The sequence below is a fragment of the Acinetobacter sp. AHP123 genome (assembly GCF_023757925.1).
Taxonomy (GTDB): Bacteria; Pseudomonadota; Gammaproteobacteria; order Pseudomonadales; family Moraxellaceae; genus Acinetobacter; species Acinetobacter oleivorans.
Genome location: NZ_CP092454.1, coordinates 1,256,370 through 1,272,914 on the forward strand (window position 1 = coordinate 1,256,370; position 16,545 = coordinate 1,272,914).

The window sequence follows — 16,545 nt, forward strand, 5'->3', positions numbered from 1 at the left end:
GACTAGAGTCAATTCATGCGAGAAATCATTCTTATATCCTTTTTAGGACCAGACCAACCAAACCAGTTTACCCGATTAATGCAAGTACTATCCGTACATTCATTGCAAATACTGGATGTAGGTCAGGCTGTTATTCATAATCAACTCACATTGGGCATTGTAGTCGCTTCCGATAATGAAACTGCGACCGCATTGGCAATGAAAGAAATTCTGATTTTAGCACATGATATTGGCTTAACAGTGCGCTTTAAACCAATCACAGGCGCAGAATACGATCAATGGGTAACTGAAGGTGGCCGTACTCGTTATATCGTCACGGCTTTAGCCCCTGAACTCACTGCTGCACACTTACAAGCCGTTACACAAATTGTGTCTAGCCAAGGCTTTAACATTGAAACTGTTACCCGTTTATCAGGCCGTGTCGACTTTGAAAAGGATAGCGCATTCCCGCGTCGTGCATGTGTACAGTTTGGTTTAAGCAGTGGTCCAACTCTAGATGCACAAGCCATGCGTGCAGCATGTTTACTTCTTTCAAGTGAATTAAATATTGATGTCGCTGTTCAAGAAGACAATGCTTATCGACGTAACCGTCGTTTAGTTTGTTTTGATATGGACTCAACACTCATTGAACAAGAAGTGATTGATGAGTTAGCGATTGAAGCAGGGGTAGGCGCTCAAGTTGCTGAAATCACTGAAAGAGCGATGCAAGGTGAGCTTGATTTCCAGCAAAGTTTCCGTGCTCGTGTTGCATTATTAAAAGGGTTAGATGCTGCTGTTCTACCTAAAATTGCAGAGCGTTTAACCATTACTGAAGGTGCAGAGCGTCTCATCTCGACCTTAAAAGCACTTGGTTATAAAACGGCAATTTTATCTGGTGGATTCCAATATTTTGCCGAATATTTACAAGGCAAACTTGGTATTGATGAAGTTCACGCTAACATCTTAGATGTGCAAGACGGTTTCGTAACAGGTGAAGTGAAAGGCGCAATTGTTGATGGCGCTCGTAAAGCTGAGTTATTACGCGAACTTGCAAATAAAATGGGTATTTCTCTAGAGCAAGCGATGGCAGTAGGCGATGGCGCAAACGATTTACCAATGCTTGCGATTGCAGGGCTTGGTGTAGCTTATCGTGCTAAACCTTTGGTTCGTCAAAATGCAAATCAGGCTATTTCAAGCGTTGGCTTAGATGGGGTTCTATATTTACTTGGTATGCATGACAAAGATTTAAACCGTGCTTAATCTATAAGGCTAAGCTTTAAGCGCTACTTCAGAGTAGCGCTTTTTTTATGCAGAATAGTCATAAAAACAAGCATGTTATGCTCAAATCATGCACAGAAAAAAGGCAATAAAAAAATCTGAAAAAAACTTATTTTGGTCCTTAAAAACTGCATATTTTTTTGTAATGACACGCCAGAATTGATGCCATATAGGGAATCGAACTTTTTGAATTTTACAAAAATGTAATGACAAAAGAATGTTGCGACAAAGTATGTCGCATTAAGAAAAAACGGGTCTTTTTTTCTAAAAAAAAACATCCATAATGCATCCTAAGCTTCAACACAAATTATGAATTAAAGTTGTTTTTGGAATGAGGTCGGGTTTTTAAGACCGAATCTTTTTAGACGTTTTCATTAAGACGGAGGTTTCTATGGTAACAGCGAATTTTGCCGCTATCGCCGGATTCAGCTTGATCGCTGTCGCGCTTGTTGCTGTTTTCTTTTCTCCTTACCGTCGTTGGCTTGGTTTTATGCTTGCAGGGATGTTCTTTTGGGGGCTATTAGAAGTGGTCCGTTTTGGAGTTCAAGTCACTTTTGAAATGCCAGTCACATATAGTTATTTAACTGCACTAAGTCTAGCGATGGTAATGGTTACATTTGTTTTGTTACGTGAGGATAAACAGGCACAAAAGGCTTTGGCAAATCGCCAATATATAGAACACACGCCAGTATATGAAGATGATCAGCAGCAATGTTCTAGCCGATAATTAAATTGTTATCTAACGGTAAAGAGGTATGCACAGCATGCCTTTTTTATTTACGAAACGTGATTTTTATTATACAAAGCATTTATTAAAAAATAGCCAGTTATGCTACGATAGACGCGTCTGTTGACGTTTCATCTAGATTGCGTTGCCAGCTAAAAATTATCAGTTGATGCACAAAACACAAGCAATGGTATGTCCTTGCTGAGTTTTGCTCTAAAGTTTTCATAAAAATACAATAGGCGTGAATGTTCATGAAACTTTCTTCTATACCTGTAGTCAAGTTACCTCTCGTTGATGTCAGTACAGACCCGTTAGATTTATTGGTAGCAGGTTTAGTGCTGCGTATGAAGCAATTGGCACGTACTAGCCCTAAGTTTATTGAATTGATTCATGACCGCGCTTTCCGTATTCAGATAGGTACGGACTTAGGTGTTGCACGTCAGATCATCATTAATAATGGACAAATCGATACTGTTGCAGGTGCACCTGAAAAAGCTGACTTTATCTTGCAGTTTGCAGATAGCGAACAGGGTGTAAAAACTTTGATTAAAGGTGACCCAACTGCATTTATGACAGGCATGCAAAATGGCAGTATTAAGATGGAAGGAGACTTCAGCCTACTTGTTTGGTTTAACCAAGTGGCTAGACTCATTCCACCTAAGTTGCCAAAACCAGTTAAAGAGAAAGTACGTCAAGCACGTGCTTTTATTAAAGAGAAAACTGGTCGTTAATCGCCAGATATAAAAAAACTCCCAAATGGGAGTTTTTTTTATATCTACGCTTCGACTTCTAGATTGAACGTCACGGGGCCATCATTAATGAGATGAACCTTCATATCAGCTGCAAAAATGCCGGTTTGAACTTTTTCAAATTGTGAATGGGCATATTCAACCAACTGTTCATATAACGCTTTGGCATCTGCTGGTGGCATGGCTGGACCAAAATCTGGACGTAAACCTTTTTGCGTTTGAGCCATCAGAGTAAATTGTGAAACAAGCAGGATTCCACCATTTGCTTGAGAGACATTCCAACCCATTTTGCCTTGTTCATCATCAAAGATGCGATATTTCAAAATCTTATCAATAAGCTTCTGGCCAATTGCTAAAGTGTCATCACGGCCAATGCCTAAAAAAACCAGTAGTCCGTGTTGGATTTCACCAGTCGTCTCACCGTCAACCACCACTTTGGCTTCAAGAACTCGTTGTATTAAAGCGCGCATAGTTAAAGCAAATTTCTGCAATTAATTGAATTGGTTTAGTTTAGCAGAATTTAAATTAAATGATTTTTAAAAGGAAATTTCATGGAATTGCAACAATGGTCTAAAAGCTCGCAATTGATTTATAAAAATATGCTTTAATGCTAAGAAGCAAGCGAATAATCATTGACTATGTCTCCAATTATCCATTCTTTACTAGATACAGACTTGTACAAATTTACGATGTTACAAGTGGTTTTGCATAAATTCCCGCAAACCCATAGTGTCTACCATTTCCGCTGTAGAAATTTAGAAGATACTGTCTATCCACTAGTAGATATTTTGGATGATTTAAACGAGCAACTCGACTATTTGTGTAGTCTTAAATATAAAGAAGACGAGCTTCAATATTTACGTAAATTACGCTTTATCAAAAGTGACTTTGTCGATTATTTAGAACTGTTTCAACTGAAGCGACGCTTTATTCGAGCTAGCATCGATGCGGAAGGTCGTTTGGATATTCATATTGAAGGTCCGATGGTCCAAGCCATGATGTTTGAAATTTTTGTATTGGCGATTGTAAATGAACTTTATTTTAGCCGTATCAAAACCGATGAAGTATGGGCTGAAGGCGAGCGCCGTTTAAAAGCCAAACTTGAATTGATTCAAGAATATGAAAAAACACAAAAGCCGAATGACCCACCATTCTTAGTTTCTGATTTTGGTACACGTCGCCGTTATAGCTTCGTATGGCAAAAACATGTGGTCGCAGCCTTTCATAAAACAGTACCAAATGTGTTCCGTGGTACAAGTAATGTCTTGCTTGCAAAAGAGTTAAACATTACGCCAATTGGGACCATGGCTCATGAATTCCTACAAGCTTTTCAGGCACTTGATGTACGACTGCGTGACTTTCAAAAAGCGGCTTTAGAGACGTGGGTTCAAGAATATCGCGGAGACTTAGGAATTGCTCTAACTGACGTTGTTGGTATGGATGCGTTCCTTCGAGATTTTGATTTGTATTTTGCGAAACTCTTTGATGGCTTACGCCATGACAGTGGTGACCCTTACGAATGGGGCGATAAGGCCTATGCACATTATCGTAAATTAAAAATTGATACTAAAACCAAGATGCTGACTTTTAGCGATGGTCTTAATTTGCCAAAAGCATGGGAATTACATCAATACTTTAAAGATCGTTTTCAGGTGAGTTTTGGTATTGGAACCAATTTGACCAATGATATGGGCCAAAAGCCGCTCAATATTGTGTTGAAACTAGTCGAATGTAATGGTCAGTCGGTTGCGAAAATTTCTGATAGCCCCGGAAAAACCATGACTGATAACGATACTTTCTTGGCTTATTTACGTCAGGTTTTTGAAATCGAAGAACTTGAAGAAGTGGTTTAAGTAATAAATAGTCTCGCTATTTTGTATTTTTAAAAGTAAGAATGCTGATATCTGATTTTCTGCTAAAGAGTTGCAGAAAATCAGAGTTTGTTAGATATAAGCTTATGCTAATATGAAATTAAGCTGGTATAAAAAAAGAAACCATGACGATGACACTCCCGAATTTTAAACTCGATTTATTAATAGAAGCAGAAGAATTAGTGCCTTATTTAGGCAATGAATATATTCGCATTGTAGATTTGAGCCGTGCTTCTGTTTATGAGCAACTTCATATTCCACATGCTATTCACTTACAGCCGAAATGGTTAGTGTCTCAACACGAAGAAGCCACTGGCATTTTGCCAGATGAAGCAGGTTTGCAAGCACTGATTGAGAAATTGAATATTTCACCGAATCATCATGTTGTGGTCTATGACGATGAGGGTGGAGCATGGGCTGGACGTTTAATCTGGAATTTGCATTGCTTAGGATTCACCCGTACCAGTTTAATTAATGGCGGTATCCATGCATGGTTAGGAGCAGGGTTACCAACGACAGCAGAAGTCGAAGAAGTTTCTCCTGTTGAAGACTTAATTCAGATTGATTTATCGCATGCCGCTCAGTTCCGTGTGAACTATGAAGAGCTACGCAAACAAGTAGAACAAGAAAATGTTCAATTGTGGGATTGCCGGACGAGTGATGAATATAGTGGGATCCGTCTAGCAGCGCGACGCGGCGGTCACATTCCAAATGCGCTCCATTTTGAATGGAGTACTGCACTTAATCGTCAAAATCATCTAAAATTGCACCCGCTTGAACGCACGCGGCAGCGCCTTGAACAACTTGGGTTCGATTTACAGCAACCTGTAGTTGTGTACTGCCAGTCACATCACCGTTCCGGCTTGGCCTATATTTTGGCTAGGCTCTTGGGCTGGGAAGCAAAAGCCTATGATGGTGCGTGGAGTGAATGGGGCAATCGCCTCGATAGTCCTATTATTACTGGAGAATCACCGTCGTGAGTTTCACATCTCGATTAAAAAAAGAATTATTTATTAAGGCACAAAACCTTGTACCACAGCATCAATTAAGCCGTGTGGTAGGTAAAGTTGCTGCGAGTGAAAATCCAGTTGTGAAAACTGCTGTTATTCATGCATTTAAAACCAAATATGGGATTGATTTATCGATTGCTGAACAAGGCAATCCACTGAAATATAAATCTTTTAATGACTTTTTTACCCGTGCTTTAAAAGATGGCGTGCGTCTCGTTGACGAAAATGCAGATAGCATTGTCTCACCTGCTGATGGTGCTATTTCTCAGATTGGTAAAATTACTGCGGGTGAAGTATTTCAAGCAAAAGGCCAAAGCTTTTCTGTAGAGAAACTCATTGGCGACCCACAACTTGCTCAGCCATTCCAAGAAGGTGAGTTCGCGACAGTCTATCTATCTCCACGCGATTACCACCGTGTTCATATGCCGTTTGCAGGTACATTAACTGAAACTTTGTATGTACCGGGTGAGCTATTTTCGGTAAATCAGGTGACTGCTGAAAATGTACCGGGACTATTTGCCCGTAATGAACGCATGGTGTGTTTGTTTGATACTGAACTTGGCCGTATGGCTGTTGTGTTAGTGGGTGCAATGATTGTTGCTGGTATTGAAACTGTGGCGACAGGTAAAGTGAAACCTTCAGGTCGTATTGAATTACAGCATCATCAGTTAAAGCTAGAGAAAGGTGCTGAGCTTGGACGTTTTTATTTAGGTTCTACAGCGGTTATTTTATTTGAAAAAGATAAGATTGAATGGGAACAACGTTTTAAAGCTGAGTCTGTAGTTGTAATGGGCGAGCGTATGGGACATACAGTTTAGTAAACGATATAACGCCTATAAGATAAATAAACCCTGACTTTAATTATTCAGGGTTTTTTTTGATTTAAATTATATAAACGTAAAATATATAACTATGTTTGTATTTATATTATATGGAAATATAATTGTTATTAAGTGATCTGAAATAGGACGTTATAGAAGCTAGTCTATAAATATGTGTCTGAAGAGAGCAAAAATATTAATATGATTGAAAATTAATAAATAAAAATAAAAAGAAATATTTAAGTTAGACTTAAGTCGTAATTTTAATTTTATTTGAAGATAAGTTGTTAAAACTAAAAAAATTATTTAATTTTATAAATATGAAGCGCTTTTTAGATATTGCACAAACTTTAGCCTTGGCACAATGCTTGCTAACTATTCAGGACCTTACTGTAATTTTCATATTTTTTGGGTTCTGAAATCATGTTAAAAGTTAAACGCCTGACAGCTTCGGTTTTATCTGTACTTTGTATTTCACTCAGCCATGCCAATGATTTTAAAGTTTTAAATCAAATTTCAAAACAGCCTACTCAACTTCAAAGTGGCGAATATAAAGGTAATTATTACGTTCCATCTACTTTAAATACCATTACATGGGGTTATTTACCGAATCGGGATGCCAAACCCGTCCTTACCGTTCCGTCGGGTAGTGTTGTGACATTTGATACGGTTTCTCATGAAGGTTTGCTTGAAGACCAAGGGCGTAATGCTGAAAAGTTTTTTCAATCGAAAGGTGTCAAATCTAATGAAATCTTGGAAGATGCAAAAACAATTACGCAGTCAAATTTAAAGCATGATTTTCATAAAGATGGGCCACATATTGTGACAGGTCCTGTTGCAATTGAAGGCGCACAGCCCGGTGATATTTTGAAAGTTGAGGTACTTAAAGTTGAGCCGCGTGTACCTTACGGTGTTATTTCAAATCGACATGGTAAAGGTGCTTTAGTCGGGGAATTTCCTAAAAAAGCAAAGCAAGAAAATGCATCGGCTGAGCATCCTGAACGCTATGGAAATGTCTCAATTTTCACACCAATTGAAAAAAATGCTAAAGGTGAATACGAAGGTGTATTAAAAACAGAATCGGGTAAATCAATACGTTTCCCGCTTTATCCTTTTATGGGAATTATGGGGGTAGCAGCCAATACTTCTGAGCCTGTACACTCCGTACCCCCTGCAATGTATGGTGGAAATATTGATATTAATGAACTAGGTGCAGGTTCAACAGCCTATTATCCTGTTCAGGTCAAAGGCGCATTATTCTATACGGGTGATAGCCATTTCGCCCAAGGGGATGGTGAAGTAGCATTAACTGCACTCGAAGCTTCAGCACGTGCAACACTAAAATTTACCTTGCTCAAAGCAGGTAAAGATAAAATACCGGGCAAAGAGCTAAAACAACCTTTAGCTGAAAATGCTGAGTTTTGGATTACACTGGGACTTGATGAAGATCTTGATGAAGCGATGAAAAAGTCTACACGTGAAGCCATTCGTTTCTTAAATCAAGAATACGGTATTGATGAAGCAACGGCTTATGCGTATTTAAGTGCCGCAACTGATTTTGAAGTTTCACAAGTTGTAGATAAAACCAAAGGGATTCATGCAAAAATTAGAAAAGCTGATTTTAAAGAGTTTGAGAGTAAATAATTGAGATGACCTGAGCTTGGTATTTAAAATATTAAATACCAAGTTAAATTCATTTCAACTATTAATAAATTTTATATATTTTATAATTGAGTATAATAAATATCACACATATTTATTAGTATAAAATCTAATGCACTTACTTCCGAACGCTCTACTTTATATTGCTGCATTATTAACATTATGTGCCGCATTGCTTCATTTTGTTTGTGTGTTCTGGGGGGCAAATGGTTTTCGGTTTTTAGGGGCCGGGAAAAGTATTGTTCAGATGGTCGAAAGAGGGCATTGGTATCCTAATTTTACAGCTATAGCTGTGGGGTTAATTCTAACGGTATGTGCTACTTATGCTTTCTTTGCAGCAAAGGGAATACAGGTATTACCATTTACTAAACTTATTTTGTCGCTTGTTGCAGCGGTTTTTCTTATCCGTGGTCTGGCTTTTCCGTGGTTAAAGTCAAAATTTGTCGGTAATAGTGATTTATTTTGGTATATCAGTTCAGCCTTTTGTTTAATACTGGGAAGTTTATATGCGGTTGGAATATATTTAATTTGAAATGAATATATTCTAGATGAACTAGAGTGAATGATTTAAAAAAATGAAAGGGAGCTACGCTCCCTTTTTTACTTATTTAGTCCAACCAAATTTTTTGAAAATAGTATTGCCTTGCTGAGACGATAAGAACTCTACAAAACGTTTAGCTTCAGCATCTTTTAAACTATGTTTGGTTAAGGCTACACCTGTATCACGATAGACAACCAGCTCTGGTTCAATAGGTATAATTTGCCCAATATCTGGGTTACTAATTCCCCAAATATTAAAAACTAACCAAGCATCATAGCTGCTATTTTCTTCCCAGTTTTTCTTGGCAATACCTGTATTGGCTGCATAGGTGGCAATATTTTTTCGAACAGATTTGGTTAATTGAATATTGCCAGTTCTACCAGCGATATCCTCCCACATACCGACCTGACCTGCACCATGAGTAACTAAAACTTTAACGCCAGATTTAGCTAGGTCTTTAAATCCTTTAATATTTTTAGGATTTCCTTTTCGTACTAAAATGGCCGCGGGGCGTAAATATAAAGGTTCCACCGAGTCTTTTATAATTTGCTCAGAAAAAGCATTTTCAAAATCAGACATCATGGCTTCTGAACCACTATAGATAACATCCGCATCTAGTTTCGCTTTGTCAGACCATTGAGAAGTAGGCCCAGACGTTACATGGACTGCTATGCCAGTCTTATTGGTGAATTGTTTAGCTGCTTCTTTCATGGCGGGTGCTGGCCCACCAGGACCATACACTTGTACGTCTGCAAAACTATGGATGGGTAGAGAACCGAGAATAAGACAAATCAGGTACGGTATAAATTTATATTGTTTTGACATTTTAATCGCTATAGTAATTAAGAAAATATCAGCATATATTTTTTTATTAATTAAATGGGATTAATTTTTGCAACGATATTTATAATACATTTCTTTAAAATATATTTTAATTAAATTTTAGGTGGATAAATATAAATGTAAATTATTTTGAGTTAAATATAAATATAGAAGATTTTATGGTAATTTATATTTTATAAATTAATTGTTTAAATATATGTAATGTAAATAATAGAGGAGTAATCCCTTGATTAAAAAAAGTAATTCTTTTTTAAAAATTTTATTTAGCAGCGCTTGTTTGGTGTCTGGTTCTGCTATGGCTGCTCCCATTACAGATTTGGGTAAGCAAATTGTGAGCGATAAACCGGGTTCAATACTGTCTCTAGAACAGCAAGATGTGACGGATTTATTTCCTCATGCTGATCAGCGTTTGTTAGTTAATTATCGTAGTCGAGGGATTCAGGGCGAGCCCATTGTGGCATCGGCTTTTATTTTATTACCGAAAGGCACTCCGCCAAAAAATGGCTGGCCGATACTCGCTTGGGCGCATGGCACGACTGGAGTAGCCGATACTTGTGCACCTTCGGGTGATTATGTTGGTGGGCCAGTCCATTCATATCAAGAAGTTGCTTCTAAAGCTTTAGATGGTTGGCTTGCACGTGGCTATGCAGTTGTTGCACCTGATTATCAGGGTTTAGGTACACCGGGTGGGCATCCTTACATGAATGCAAAGAGCCAACTGCATACGGTAGTTGATGCAGTGCGTGCATTACATTTGCTTAAGCCCAAGAGCTTTAGTAAACAGTGGTTGGTGATGGGGCACAGTCAAGGTGGAGCTGCGGCAATTGCAGTGTCTGCCTATGGTCAAAAAGACGCTCCCGAATTAGATTTAAAAGGGGCAATGGCTCTTGCGCCAGGCGGCTATCAATATGAAGGCATCGCAGAATATGTGAAAACTAATCCGAACCCAGAACCTAGTGTGGCAGCATTTTTCCCGATTGTTTTATTAGGAGCACAAGCAGCAGAACCAAGTATTGTTCCTGAAAATTTAGTCAGTCCAGAAATGAATGCAGTACTGACTCAAGGGCGCAGTCGTTGTTTATCTGAACTTCAATCTGACTTAAAGAAATCTCCTTCTAGCATATTTCGATCTGATGCTGATTTAAAACCTCTTTTGGCTTATCTGAAACAACAGTCGATTGAAAATATGGTGCCTACCGTGCCATTAATGATTGTTCAAGGCTCTAAAGATCATTTAGTCGACCCGAGAGGCACATCTGCTTATTATCAGCAGCTATGTAAATTAAAAAAACCAACTATATATCAAACGATTGATGGCGGAGATCACCGTGATGCATTACGCCAGAGCAATACGTTTGCCATTAGCTTTTTAAAGGTAATAGAAAAAAATCAGACGAAATCGTATTGCTCTAATTTTAAGTAAATTGGTTTAACTAATATAAAAAAGCCGACTTTTCATAAGTCGGCTTTTTTATATGTACAAAGGATAATTTTAGGTCATGTTATATAGTCTTTCTTTCGGAAAAACTGCGGTAAATGTTGATCCCTCGTTTTCTTTAGACTGCACATCTAAATACGCGCCGTGTTGCATCAGCACGTGTTTTACAATCGCAAGACCTAAACCTGTACCACCTGTTTGACGACTACGGTCACTGTCAACACGATAGAAGCGTTCAGTTAGTCGTGGTAAATGTTTAGGGTTAATTCCAATGCCTGTGTCTTGTACACTAAAGTACGCATGTTCACCGTCATCATGCCAGCCAATCGTAATCGTTCCACCTTTTGGCGTGTACTTAATGGCATTGGTAATTAAGTTACTAAATGCACTGGCAATTTCCATGTCTGAACCAATTAGGTCACAGTGGCTATCAATGTGTAAATTGAGCGTGTGTCCATAATCGGCATTGTAGGCCTGAGCATCATCAAAGAGTTGACTCATTAAACTCGGCATTTCAATAATCTGATTTTTTGCAATTTTCTTGTTATTTTCTAAATTTGATAACAGCAGTAAATCATTGACCAAAGCATTCATACGTTTGGTTTGTGATTGCATCTGATCAAAGGCACGTTTCCAGCGCGGACTAATATCTTCCTGATCGGTAAATGTCTCGATATAACCACTCAGTACAGTTAATGGTGTACGAAGTTCATGCGAAATATTATCGACGAAATCTTTACGCATTTGCTCAAGGTTGTGCATACGAGTCACGTCGTAAGCTACCAATAAGCGACTTTCTCCACCAAATCTTGTGAGCTTGACCTGTACATATCGGTCATCATCAAAATTTGAGTGCAGCTTAATCCCGTCGGGTGCCTGATCAATATTGTTAAAATATTCAATAAAGGTCGGCTGACGTAAAATCGTTAATAAGTTACGACCACGATCGAGAGGGCTGATCCCTAGCAAACGTTCGGCAGCAGGGTTCCACCATTCAATTTGATGTTGGTCATCAATTAGAACAACGGCTTCAGCAAGTGCAACTAACGAAGACTGAGCTCGGTCAATTAAACCGACCATTTCCGCCTGAACAATTCGTTCTTGGCGCTGAGCACGGTAAACATTAAATAATAATGCCCCCCAAATACCATTAAGATTTGGAGGAACGTCATAAGGCTTATTCGCAATCCAGTCATTGACCAGATATAAAGAACGCAACTGGAGTGTAAAAAACACCACGAAGGCGATAAAAATACAGCTCCAGAAATACCCAACGCCTAAACCGACTAAACCGGCAATAATTAGAAAAAATAATAAGAGCCGTAAATCTTGTTTGGCAAACGTCCATAAACTACTGTAGCGGGAAAGTTTTTGTTCACGTACCTGTTCGGGGACGGGGTAGGGTTCATACATAAATCTTGCTTAACCTGCGGCTAAATCTGCACGTGTTGAGAAACGGTAGCCTGTTCCACGTACAGTCTGAACAAATCGGTCAACACCAAAAGGTTCTAAAACTTTACGCAAACGGCGAATGTGCACATCGATAGTGCGGTCTTCGATATATACATTACCGCCCCATACCTGATCGAGCAACTGGGCACGTGTATATGCACGCTCTGGATGGGTCATAAAAAATGCAAGTAAGCGATATTCAGTTGGGCCCATATCTAAAATGCTGTTGCCAAAGCTAACACGCTGGCTTACAGGATCAAGAATTAAGCCATTGGCATCAATGGTTTTTTCGCCACTTAATGCATTAGCACGACGCAGAACTGCCTTAATACGTGAAACCAGTTCACGTGTTGAAAAAGGCTTAGTCATGTAGTCATCTGCACCTGCGTCAAGACCTTGTACTTTGTGGTCTTCTTCTCCGCGGGCAGTCAACATAATGACTGGAATTTCTGCTAGGTTTTCATCTCGTTTTAAGCGGCGACATAAATCGACACCACTTACGCCTCCAGGTAACATCCAATCAAGCAAGATAAGCGCCGGACGTTGGTCGACGATAATTTGATGAGCCTGTTTGGCATCTTCTGCCTGTAAACATTGAAAGCCTGCCATGTCCAAAGAAGTATGGATCATTTCGCGAATAGGAAGCTCATCATCGACAATTAAAATATAGTCATCTTTCACAGCGCAATATCCTATAGATTTAACGGTGAACCGTTTTGTAGTTATGACAGGCTTATTACAAAGATTAATTATGACAATTTCATTGCAGAAAAGTCTATAAAATTAAATTTAGCAATAATTTGTGACAAAACTAAGGCAAAGCTATGACCAAATTGTGACATGGAGACTTTAATTTTCTTAAAATCATTCAATGGGTTATCACTTTAATGGCTTAACTGGTTTTGCACATTTATGGCTGTCAAAAAACTTTAATATTATTTTGAAACTTGCGCTAATAAAGATAAGAAAACGATACGGCATGCGGTTAAAACCTGCTCAAGCGACTGTTCAAACCCTCCCATGACCCATCGAATTGCTATTTGAGTGACATATCCATTTAAGCCAGTTGCGATTAAAGAAAGCTCATTTTCATGGTGTTGAATTTGCGGCATGGTCAGCATAACAAAGGCTTGAATCATGCGATCAAATTGCGCAAGTGTTTCTTGAATGGTGGCCTGATTATGTAACTCTTGTACCAAAACTGCGTCGACATAGACAATACGAGCTAATCTTGGGTCATCTTTTAATGTCGTCAGCAGTGCTCTTAAACCAGCATCGACCATTTTTTCTGGATCGGGTGCCGCTTTAATCACGGCTTGCATCAGATTTTGCTGTAATTCTTCAATCATTTTTAAAAAGATGGTTTGGAATAAATCTTCACTCTTTTTAAATGATTCATAAAAATAACGTTCTGTGAGTTTTGCCTCTTGGCATACATCTTTTACCGTCACGGAAAAAAAACCGAGTGTTCCGTAGGTCGCAATCCCTGCTTCAATCAGTTTTTCACGGCGCGCCTCTTTACGCTCAGACAGAGATAACCCTTTGAACTGACGTTCTTTACTCACACTTTTTGTTTTCTTTTTACTGGTTGAGTCGTTAGTCGTCATAAATAAGTCGTTTCCTAAAGATTGGTTTCCTAATTTATAGGTTTTGGCCAAATATGCTCACTATGATAAAGCCCTCAGAAGAATTGTGCCATTCTATCTGAAATTACAGTGTACTATATTGACAATGTATATTGTCAAAATTATATTGAAGATGTCTGAACTGCACATGCAATGAACCGGTTGTGCAAATATCGAAAAACAAAGGATGGACAATGAAAAATTTTAAAAACAAAGTCGCTGCTATTACGGGCGCAGGTTCTGGCATTGGGCAACAGTTAGCAATTCTTTTGGCAAAACAGGGCTGCCATCTTTCGTTGAGTGATATTAATGAAAAAGGATTACAACAAACTGTCGAGCTTTTAAAACCGTACAGCAATATTACGGTTACCACCAAAAAGCTTGATGTGTCGGATCGCGAAGCGGTAAAGCAGTGGGCACAAGAAACTGTGCAAGATCACGGTTCTGTTAACCTGATTTTTAACAATGCTGGTGTTGCGCTAGGCTCAACTGTTGAAGGTGCGACCTACGAAGATTTAGAGTGGATTGTTGGAATTAACTTCTGGGGTGTCGTGTACGGAACTAAAGAGTTTTTACCGTTCATTAAGCAAACTCAAGATGGCCATATTATTAACATCTCAAGCTTATTTGGTCTGACTGCTCAACCGACTCAGTCTGGTTATAACGCGACTAAATTTGCTGTACGTGGTTTTACCGAATCATTACGCCAAGAGTTGGATATTGAAAAAAGTGGCGTAAGCTCGTTGTGTGTACATCCAGGCGGGATCCGTACCAATATTGCTAAATCTGCAAAAATGAGTGATAGCCTGAATAGTTTGGGTATGGACCCGACGAAATCGATCCAAAACTTTGACAAGCTACTACGTACTCCACCTGAAGAAGCAGCTCGTCAAATCTTACAAGCGGTATTAAAAAATAAGCGCCGTTTATTGATTGGTAGTGATGCAAAAATTCTTGATGCATTCCAGCGTTTATTCCCAACGGGTTATCAACGTGCTTCAACCATTGTGACCAAATTAATGAAGTAATTTTTTAACTAAAAAAGCCATCAAATGATGGCTTTTTTTATGTGGTTTAGTTAGTTCTAAATAAGAACTTTGATCTTCTTTTTCTTCCAGATAAATTGGTAATACAGGCCTTGAATAATACATAAACTAACGAATGCCAAAGCATAAGCAACCCAGATTCCTTTAAGGCCCCATATTGAGCTAAACCAGTAAGAACATGGAATTTCAATAAATAAAATAGCAGAAATATTAAGTAGCATTGGAACAGTCACGGTTCCGCTGGCACGCATGATCGATGCAAAAATGGCACCTGCACCAAAGAATAAAATTGCCCAAAGGACAATAAATAAAAGTTGCTGTCCTAACACCACCACAGTTGGGTCGGTAATGAACAAAGCCATTAAATATTTTGAAAATAGATAGCCAAGTGCAATTAAGGTACCTGTAAATAAAAAGTTCATTCCCAAAGCTGTGCGGGTTACCCGTGCTAACAGATCTGATTTGCCGGCACCAATCGCTTGTGCAGCAAAAATTGAAGCCGCAATTGAGATCGATAAGGCAGGGAACTGAATGTAGTTGAGCACCTGATTCACTGCACCATACGCTGCTGTAGCATGTGAACCATAATGGTTAACCAACCCAACAATAACCAAGCCAGCCATTGAGGTGGTAATCATTTGAATGCCGGTTGGAACACCTAAGCGCAAAATGATTTTGCTCAGTTCTGGATTGTGACGGATATGTTGCAGAAGCTGACGATTCGGCCGAAGTGGATGATTTTTCTTGTTGAGATAAATTGCTAGAAAAATCAAAATAGCAACATAACCCGTGATCGTTGCAATTGCAGGAGCGATAATTCCCAGAGCGGGTAAGCCAAAATAACCTTTAAGCAATATCGGGGTAATCACTAAGCCAATTACACTGGTTAATGCCAATGCAAGTAAAGGCGTGGTACTGTCGCCTACACCACGTAAAATTGAGGTATAAATAATATAAACAAACAGAAGCGGGCTACCTGCCAGCATCCATTGCACATAAGGCAAAGCAAGATGCATGACCTTTGGGTCAGTACCCAATAACTCTAAAATATCGTGGGCAAAAAATACGCCGATAATCGCGGTAATTACCCCACCAATCAGAGTCATAAATAGGGTAGAACCGACCACACTTTGGACTTTCTCTATATTTTGTGCACCCCACGCTTGCCCTACTAAAACAGTAGTACCCGTTGAAATCCCGATAATAAAAGCGAGAAGCAAGAATAAAATAGGGAAAAAAACCGAGACGGCAGCAATCGCATCAACTCCCATCATTTGACCAACGAAGATGGTGTTAATCGTCCCCGACAAGTTCTGCAAAATATTGGTTGCAATGAGGGGGAGCAAGAAAACGAAAAATGTTTTCCATAGATTTTGCTGGTGAATTAAAGACTGTCTTGGTGGCATGTGTTCTCCATCGCCCATCTCTTTGATGAGCGGGGCAGACATTCAACTTAGCATATTTAGATGAAATTTCTTGTAGTGTTTTACTATGCTAAGTTTC

At 39.0% G+C, this 16,545-nt stretch carries 16 protein-coding genes; 10 read left to right on the forward strand and 6 right to left on the reverse strand.

Translation table 11 applies throughout. The annotated features are described in order from the left end of the window. Positions 1–15: 15 nt before the first annotated feature. The 3 genes from serB (at position 16) to MJX77_RS05985 (ending at position 2,715) form a co-directional block, all read left to right on the forward strand. Positions 16–1,239, forward strand: coding sequence for a phosphoserine phosphatase SerB (serB, locus tag MJX77_RS05975; protein WP_004790139.1), 1,224 nt, complete (start codon positions 16–18; stop codon positions 1,237–1,239). Positions 1,240–1,648: 409 nt separating this feature from the next. Next, the gene (gene aciT, locus MJX77_RS05980) at positions 1,649–1,984 is read left to right on the forward strand and encodes a ciprofloxacin tolerance protein AciT (protein ID WP_004704819.1); all 336 of its coding nucleotides are present in this window, start codon (positions 1,649–1,651) and stop codon (positions 1,982–1,984) included. 251 nt (positions 1,985–2,235) lie between these two features. Then, positions 2,236–2,715 carry a hypothetical protein gene (locus tag MJX77_RS05985; protein WP_013196563.1) on the forward strand — a complete coding sequence of 160 codons (480 nt, stop codon included), beginning with the start codon at positions 2,236–2,238 and terminating at the stop codon, positions 2,713–2,715. Positions 2,716–2,759: 44 nt separating this feature from the next. Here MJX77_RS05985 and dtd read toward each other — a convergent pair whose 3' ends face one another. Further along, complete coding sequence (dtd, locus tag MJX77_RS05990; RefSeq protein ID WP_005300497.1) at positions 2,760–3,203, reverse strand: D-aminoacyl-tRNA deacylase; 444 nt, start codon at positions 3,201–3,203, stop codon at positions 2,760–2,762. A gap of 168 nt (positions 3,204–3,371) precedes the next feature. On the opposite strand from dtd, the gene pncB reads away from it, so the two are divergent. The 5 genes from pncB to MJX77_RS06015 all read left to right on the forward strand — a co-directional run bounded on the left by pncB (position 3,372) and on the right by MJX77_RS06015 (position 8,629). Beyond that, complete coding sequence (pncB, locus tag MJX77_RS05995; RefSeq protein WP_005300500.1) at positions 3,372–4,586, forward strand: nicotinate phosphoribosyltransferase; 1,215 nt, start codon at positions 3,372–3,374, stop codon at positions 4,584–4,586. Positions 4,587–4,735: 149 nt separating this feature from the next. Further along, a complete protein-coding gene (locus tag MJX77_RS06000) occupies positions 4,736–5,584 on the forward strand; it encodes a sulfurtransferase (protein ID WP_191900284.1) in 849 nt (282 codons plus the stop codon). Beyond that, complete coding sequence (gene asd / locus MJX77_RS06005) at positions 5,581–6,432, forward strand: archaetidylserine decarboxylase (protein ID WP_252060793.1); 852 nt, start codon at positions 5,581–5,583, stop codon at positions 6,430–6,432. The genes MJX77_RS06000 and asd overlap by 4 nt, the downstream gene beginning before the upstream one ends. Positions 6,433–6,858: 426 nt before the next feature. Further along, entirely contained in the window at positions 6,859–8,079 is a 1,221-nt protein-coding gene (locus MJX77_RS06010) for an acetamidase/formamidase family protein (protein WP_252060795.1), read from the forward strand. Between the two features lie 130 nt (positions 8,080–8,209). Then, entirely contained in the window at positions 8,210–8,629 is a 420-nt protein-coding gene (locus MJX77_RS06015) for a hypothetical protein (RefSeq protein WP_252060796.1), read from the forward strand. Between the two features lie 72 nt (positions 8,630–8,701). Here the strand turns inward: MJX77_RS06015 and MJX77_RS06020 are convergent, their stop codons facing one another. Continuing rightward, on the reverse strand, positions 8,702–9,463 hold the full coding sequence (locus MJX77_RS06020; protein ID WP_252060798.1) for an AcfC family putative adhesin: 762 nt from the start codon (positions 9,461–9,463) through the stop codon (positions 8,702–8,704). A 244-nt stretch (positions 9,464–9,707) separates the two neighbouring features. On the opposite strand from MJX77_RS06020, the gene MJX77_RS06025 reads away from it, so the two are divergent. Continuing rightward, entirely contained in the window at positions 9,708–10,904 is a 1,197-nt protein-coding gene (locus MJX77_RS06025; protein WP_252060800.1) for an alpha/beta fold hydrolase, read from the forward strand. 69 nt (positions 10,905–10,973) lie between these two features. Here MJX77_RS06025 and phoR read toward each other — a convergent pair whose 3' ends face one another. From phoR to MJX77_RS06040, 3 genes are all read right to left on the reverse strand, one after another. Then, a complete protein-coding gene (gene phoR / locus MJX77_RS06030) occupies positions 10,974–12,332 on the reverse strand; it encodes a phosphate regulon sensor histidine kinase PhoR (protein WP_005300516.1) in 1,359 nt (452 codons plus the stop codon). 9 nt (positions 12,333–12,341) lie between these two features. Further along, the gene (gene phoB, locus MJX77_RS06035) at positions 12,342–13,052 is read right to left on the reverse strand and encodes a phosphate regulon transcriptional regulator PhoB (RefSeq protein ID WP_000650776.1); all 711 of its coding nucleotides are present in this window, start codon (positions 13,050–13,052) and stop codon (positions 12,342–12,344) included. 254 nt (positions 13,053–13,306) lie between these two features. Next, positions 13,307–13,978, reverse strand: coding sequence for a TetR/AcrR family transcriptional regulator (locus tag MJX77_RS06040; protein WP_016142718.1), 672 nt, complete (start codon positions 13,976–13,978; stop codon positions 13,307–13,309). A gap of 212 nt (positions 13,979–14,190) precedes the next feature. Here MJX77_RS06040 and MJX77_RS06045 point away from each other — a divergent pair, with 212 nt between their 5' ends. Continuing rightward, positions 14,191–15,024, forward strand: coding sequence for an SDR family NAD(P)-dependent oxidoreductase (locus MJX77_RS06045; RefSeq protein WP_004790118.1), 834 nt, complete (start codon positions 14,191–14,193; stop codon positions 15,022–15,024). A 56-nt stretch (positions 15,025–15,080) separates the two neighbouring features. On the opposite strand, the gene MJX77_RS06050 is transcribed toward MJX77_RS06045, so the two are convergent. After that, positions 15,081–16,448, reverse strand: coding sequence for an MATE family efflux transporter (locus MJX77_RS06050; RefSeq protein ID WP_252060810.1), 1,368 nt, complete (start codon positions 16,446–16,448; stop codon positions 15,081–15,083). Positions 16,449–16,545 lie beyond the last annotated feature (97 nt).

Coding starts and splice junctions, on each gene's coding strand:
- aciT (WP_004704819.1), top strand. CDS start 1,649: ATGGTAACAGCGAATTTTGCCGCTATCGCCGGATTCAGCTTGATCGCT.
- MJX77_RS06020 (WP_252060798.1), bottom strand. CDS start 9,463: ATGTCAAAACAATATAAATTTATACCGTACCTGATTTGTCTTATTCTC.
- pncB (WP_005300500.1), top strand. CDS start 3,372: ATGTCTCCAATTATCCATTCTTTACTAGATACAGACTTGTACAAATTT.
- MJX77_RS06010 (WP_252060795.1), top strand. CDS start 6,859: ATGTTAAAAGTTAAACGCCTGACAGCTTCGGTTTTATCTGTACTTTGT.
- phoR (WP_005300516.1), bottom strand. CDS start 12,332: ATGTATGAACCCTACCCCGTCCCCGAACAGGTACGTGAACAAAAACTT.
- MJX77_RS06015 (WP_252060796.1), top strand. CDS start 8,210: ATGCACTTACTTCCGAACGCTCTACTTTATATTGCTGCATTATTAACA.
- MJX77_RS06000 (WP_191900284.1), top strand. CDS start 4,736: ATGACACTCCCGAATTTTAAACTCGATTTATTAATAGAAGCAGAAGAA.
- MJX77_RS06050 (WP_252060810.1), bottom strand. CDS start 16,448: ATGCCACCAAGACAGTCTTTAATTCACCAGCAAAATCTATGGAAAACA.
- MJX77_RS05985 (WP_013196563.1), top strand. CDS start 2,236: ATGAAACTTTCTTCTATACCTGTAGTCAAGTTACCTCTCGTTGATGTC.
- serB (WP_004790139.1), top strand. CDS start 16: ATGCGAGAAATCATTCTTATATCCTTTTTAGGACCAGACCAACCAAAC.
- MJX77_RS06045 (WP_004790118.1), top strand. CDS start 14,191: ATGAAAAATTTTAAAAACAAAGTCGCTGCTATTACGGGCGCAGGTTCT.
- MJX77_RS06040 (WP_016142718.1), bottom strand. CDS start 13,978: ATGACGACTAACGACTCAACCAGTAAAAAGAAAACAAAAAGTGTGAGT.
- dtd (WP_005300497.1), bottom strand. CDS start 3,203: ATGCGCGCTTTAATACAACGAGTTCTTGAAGCCAAAGTGGTGGTTGAC.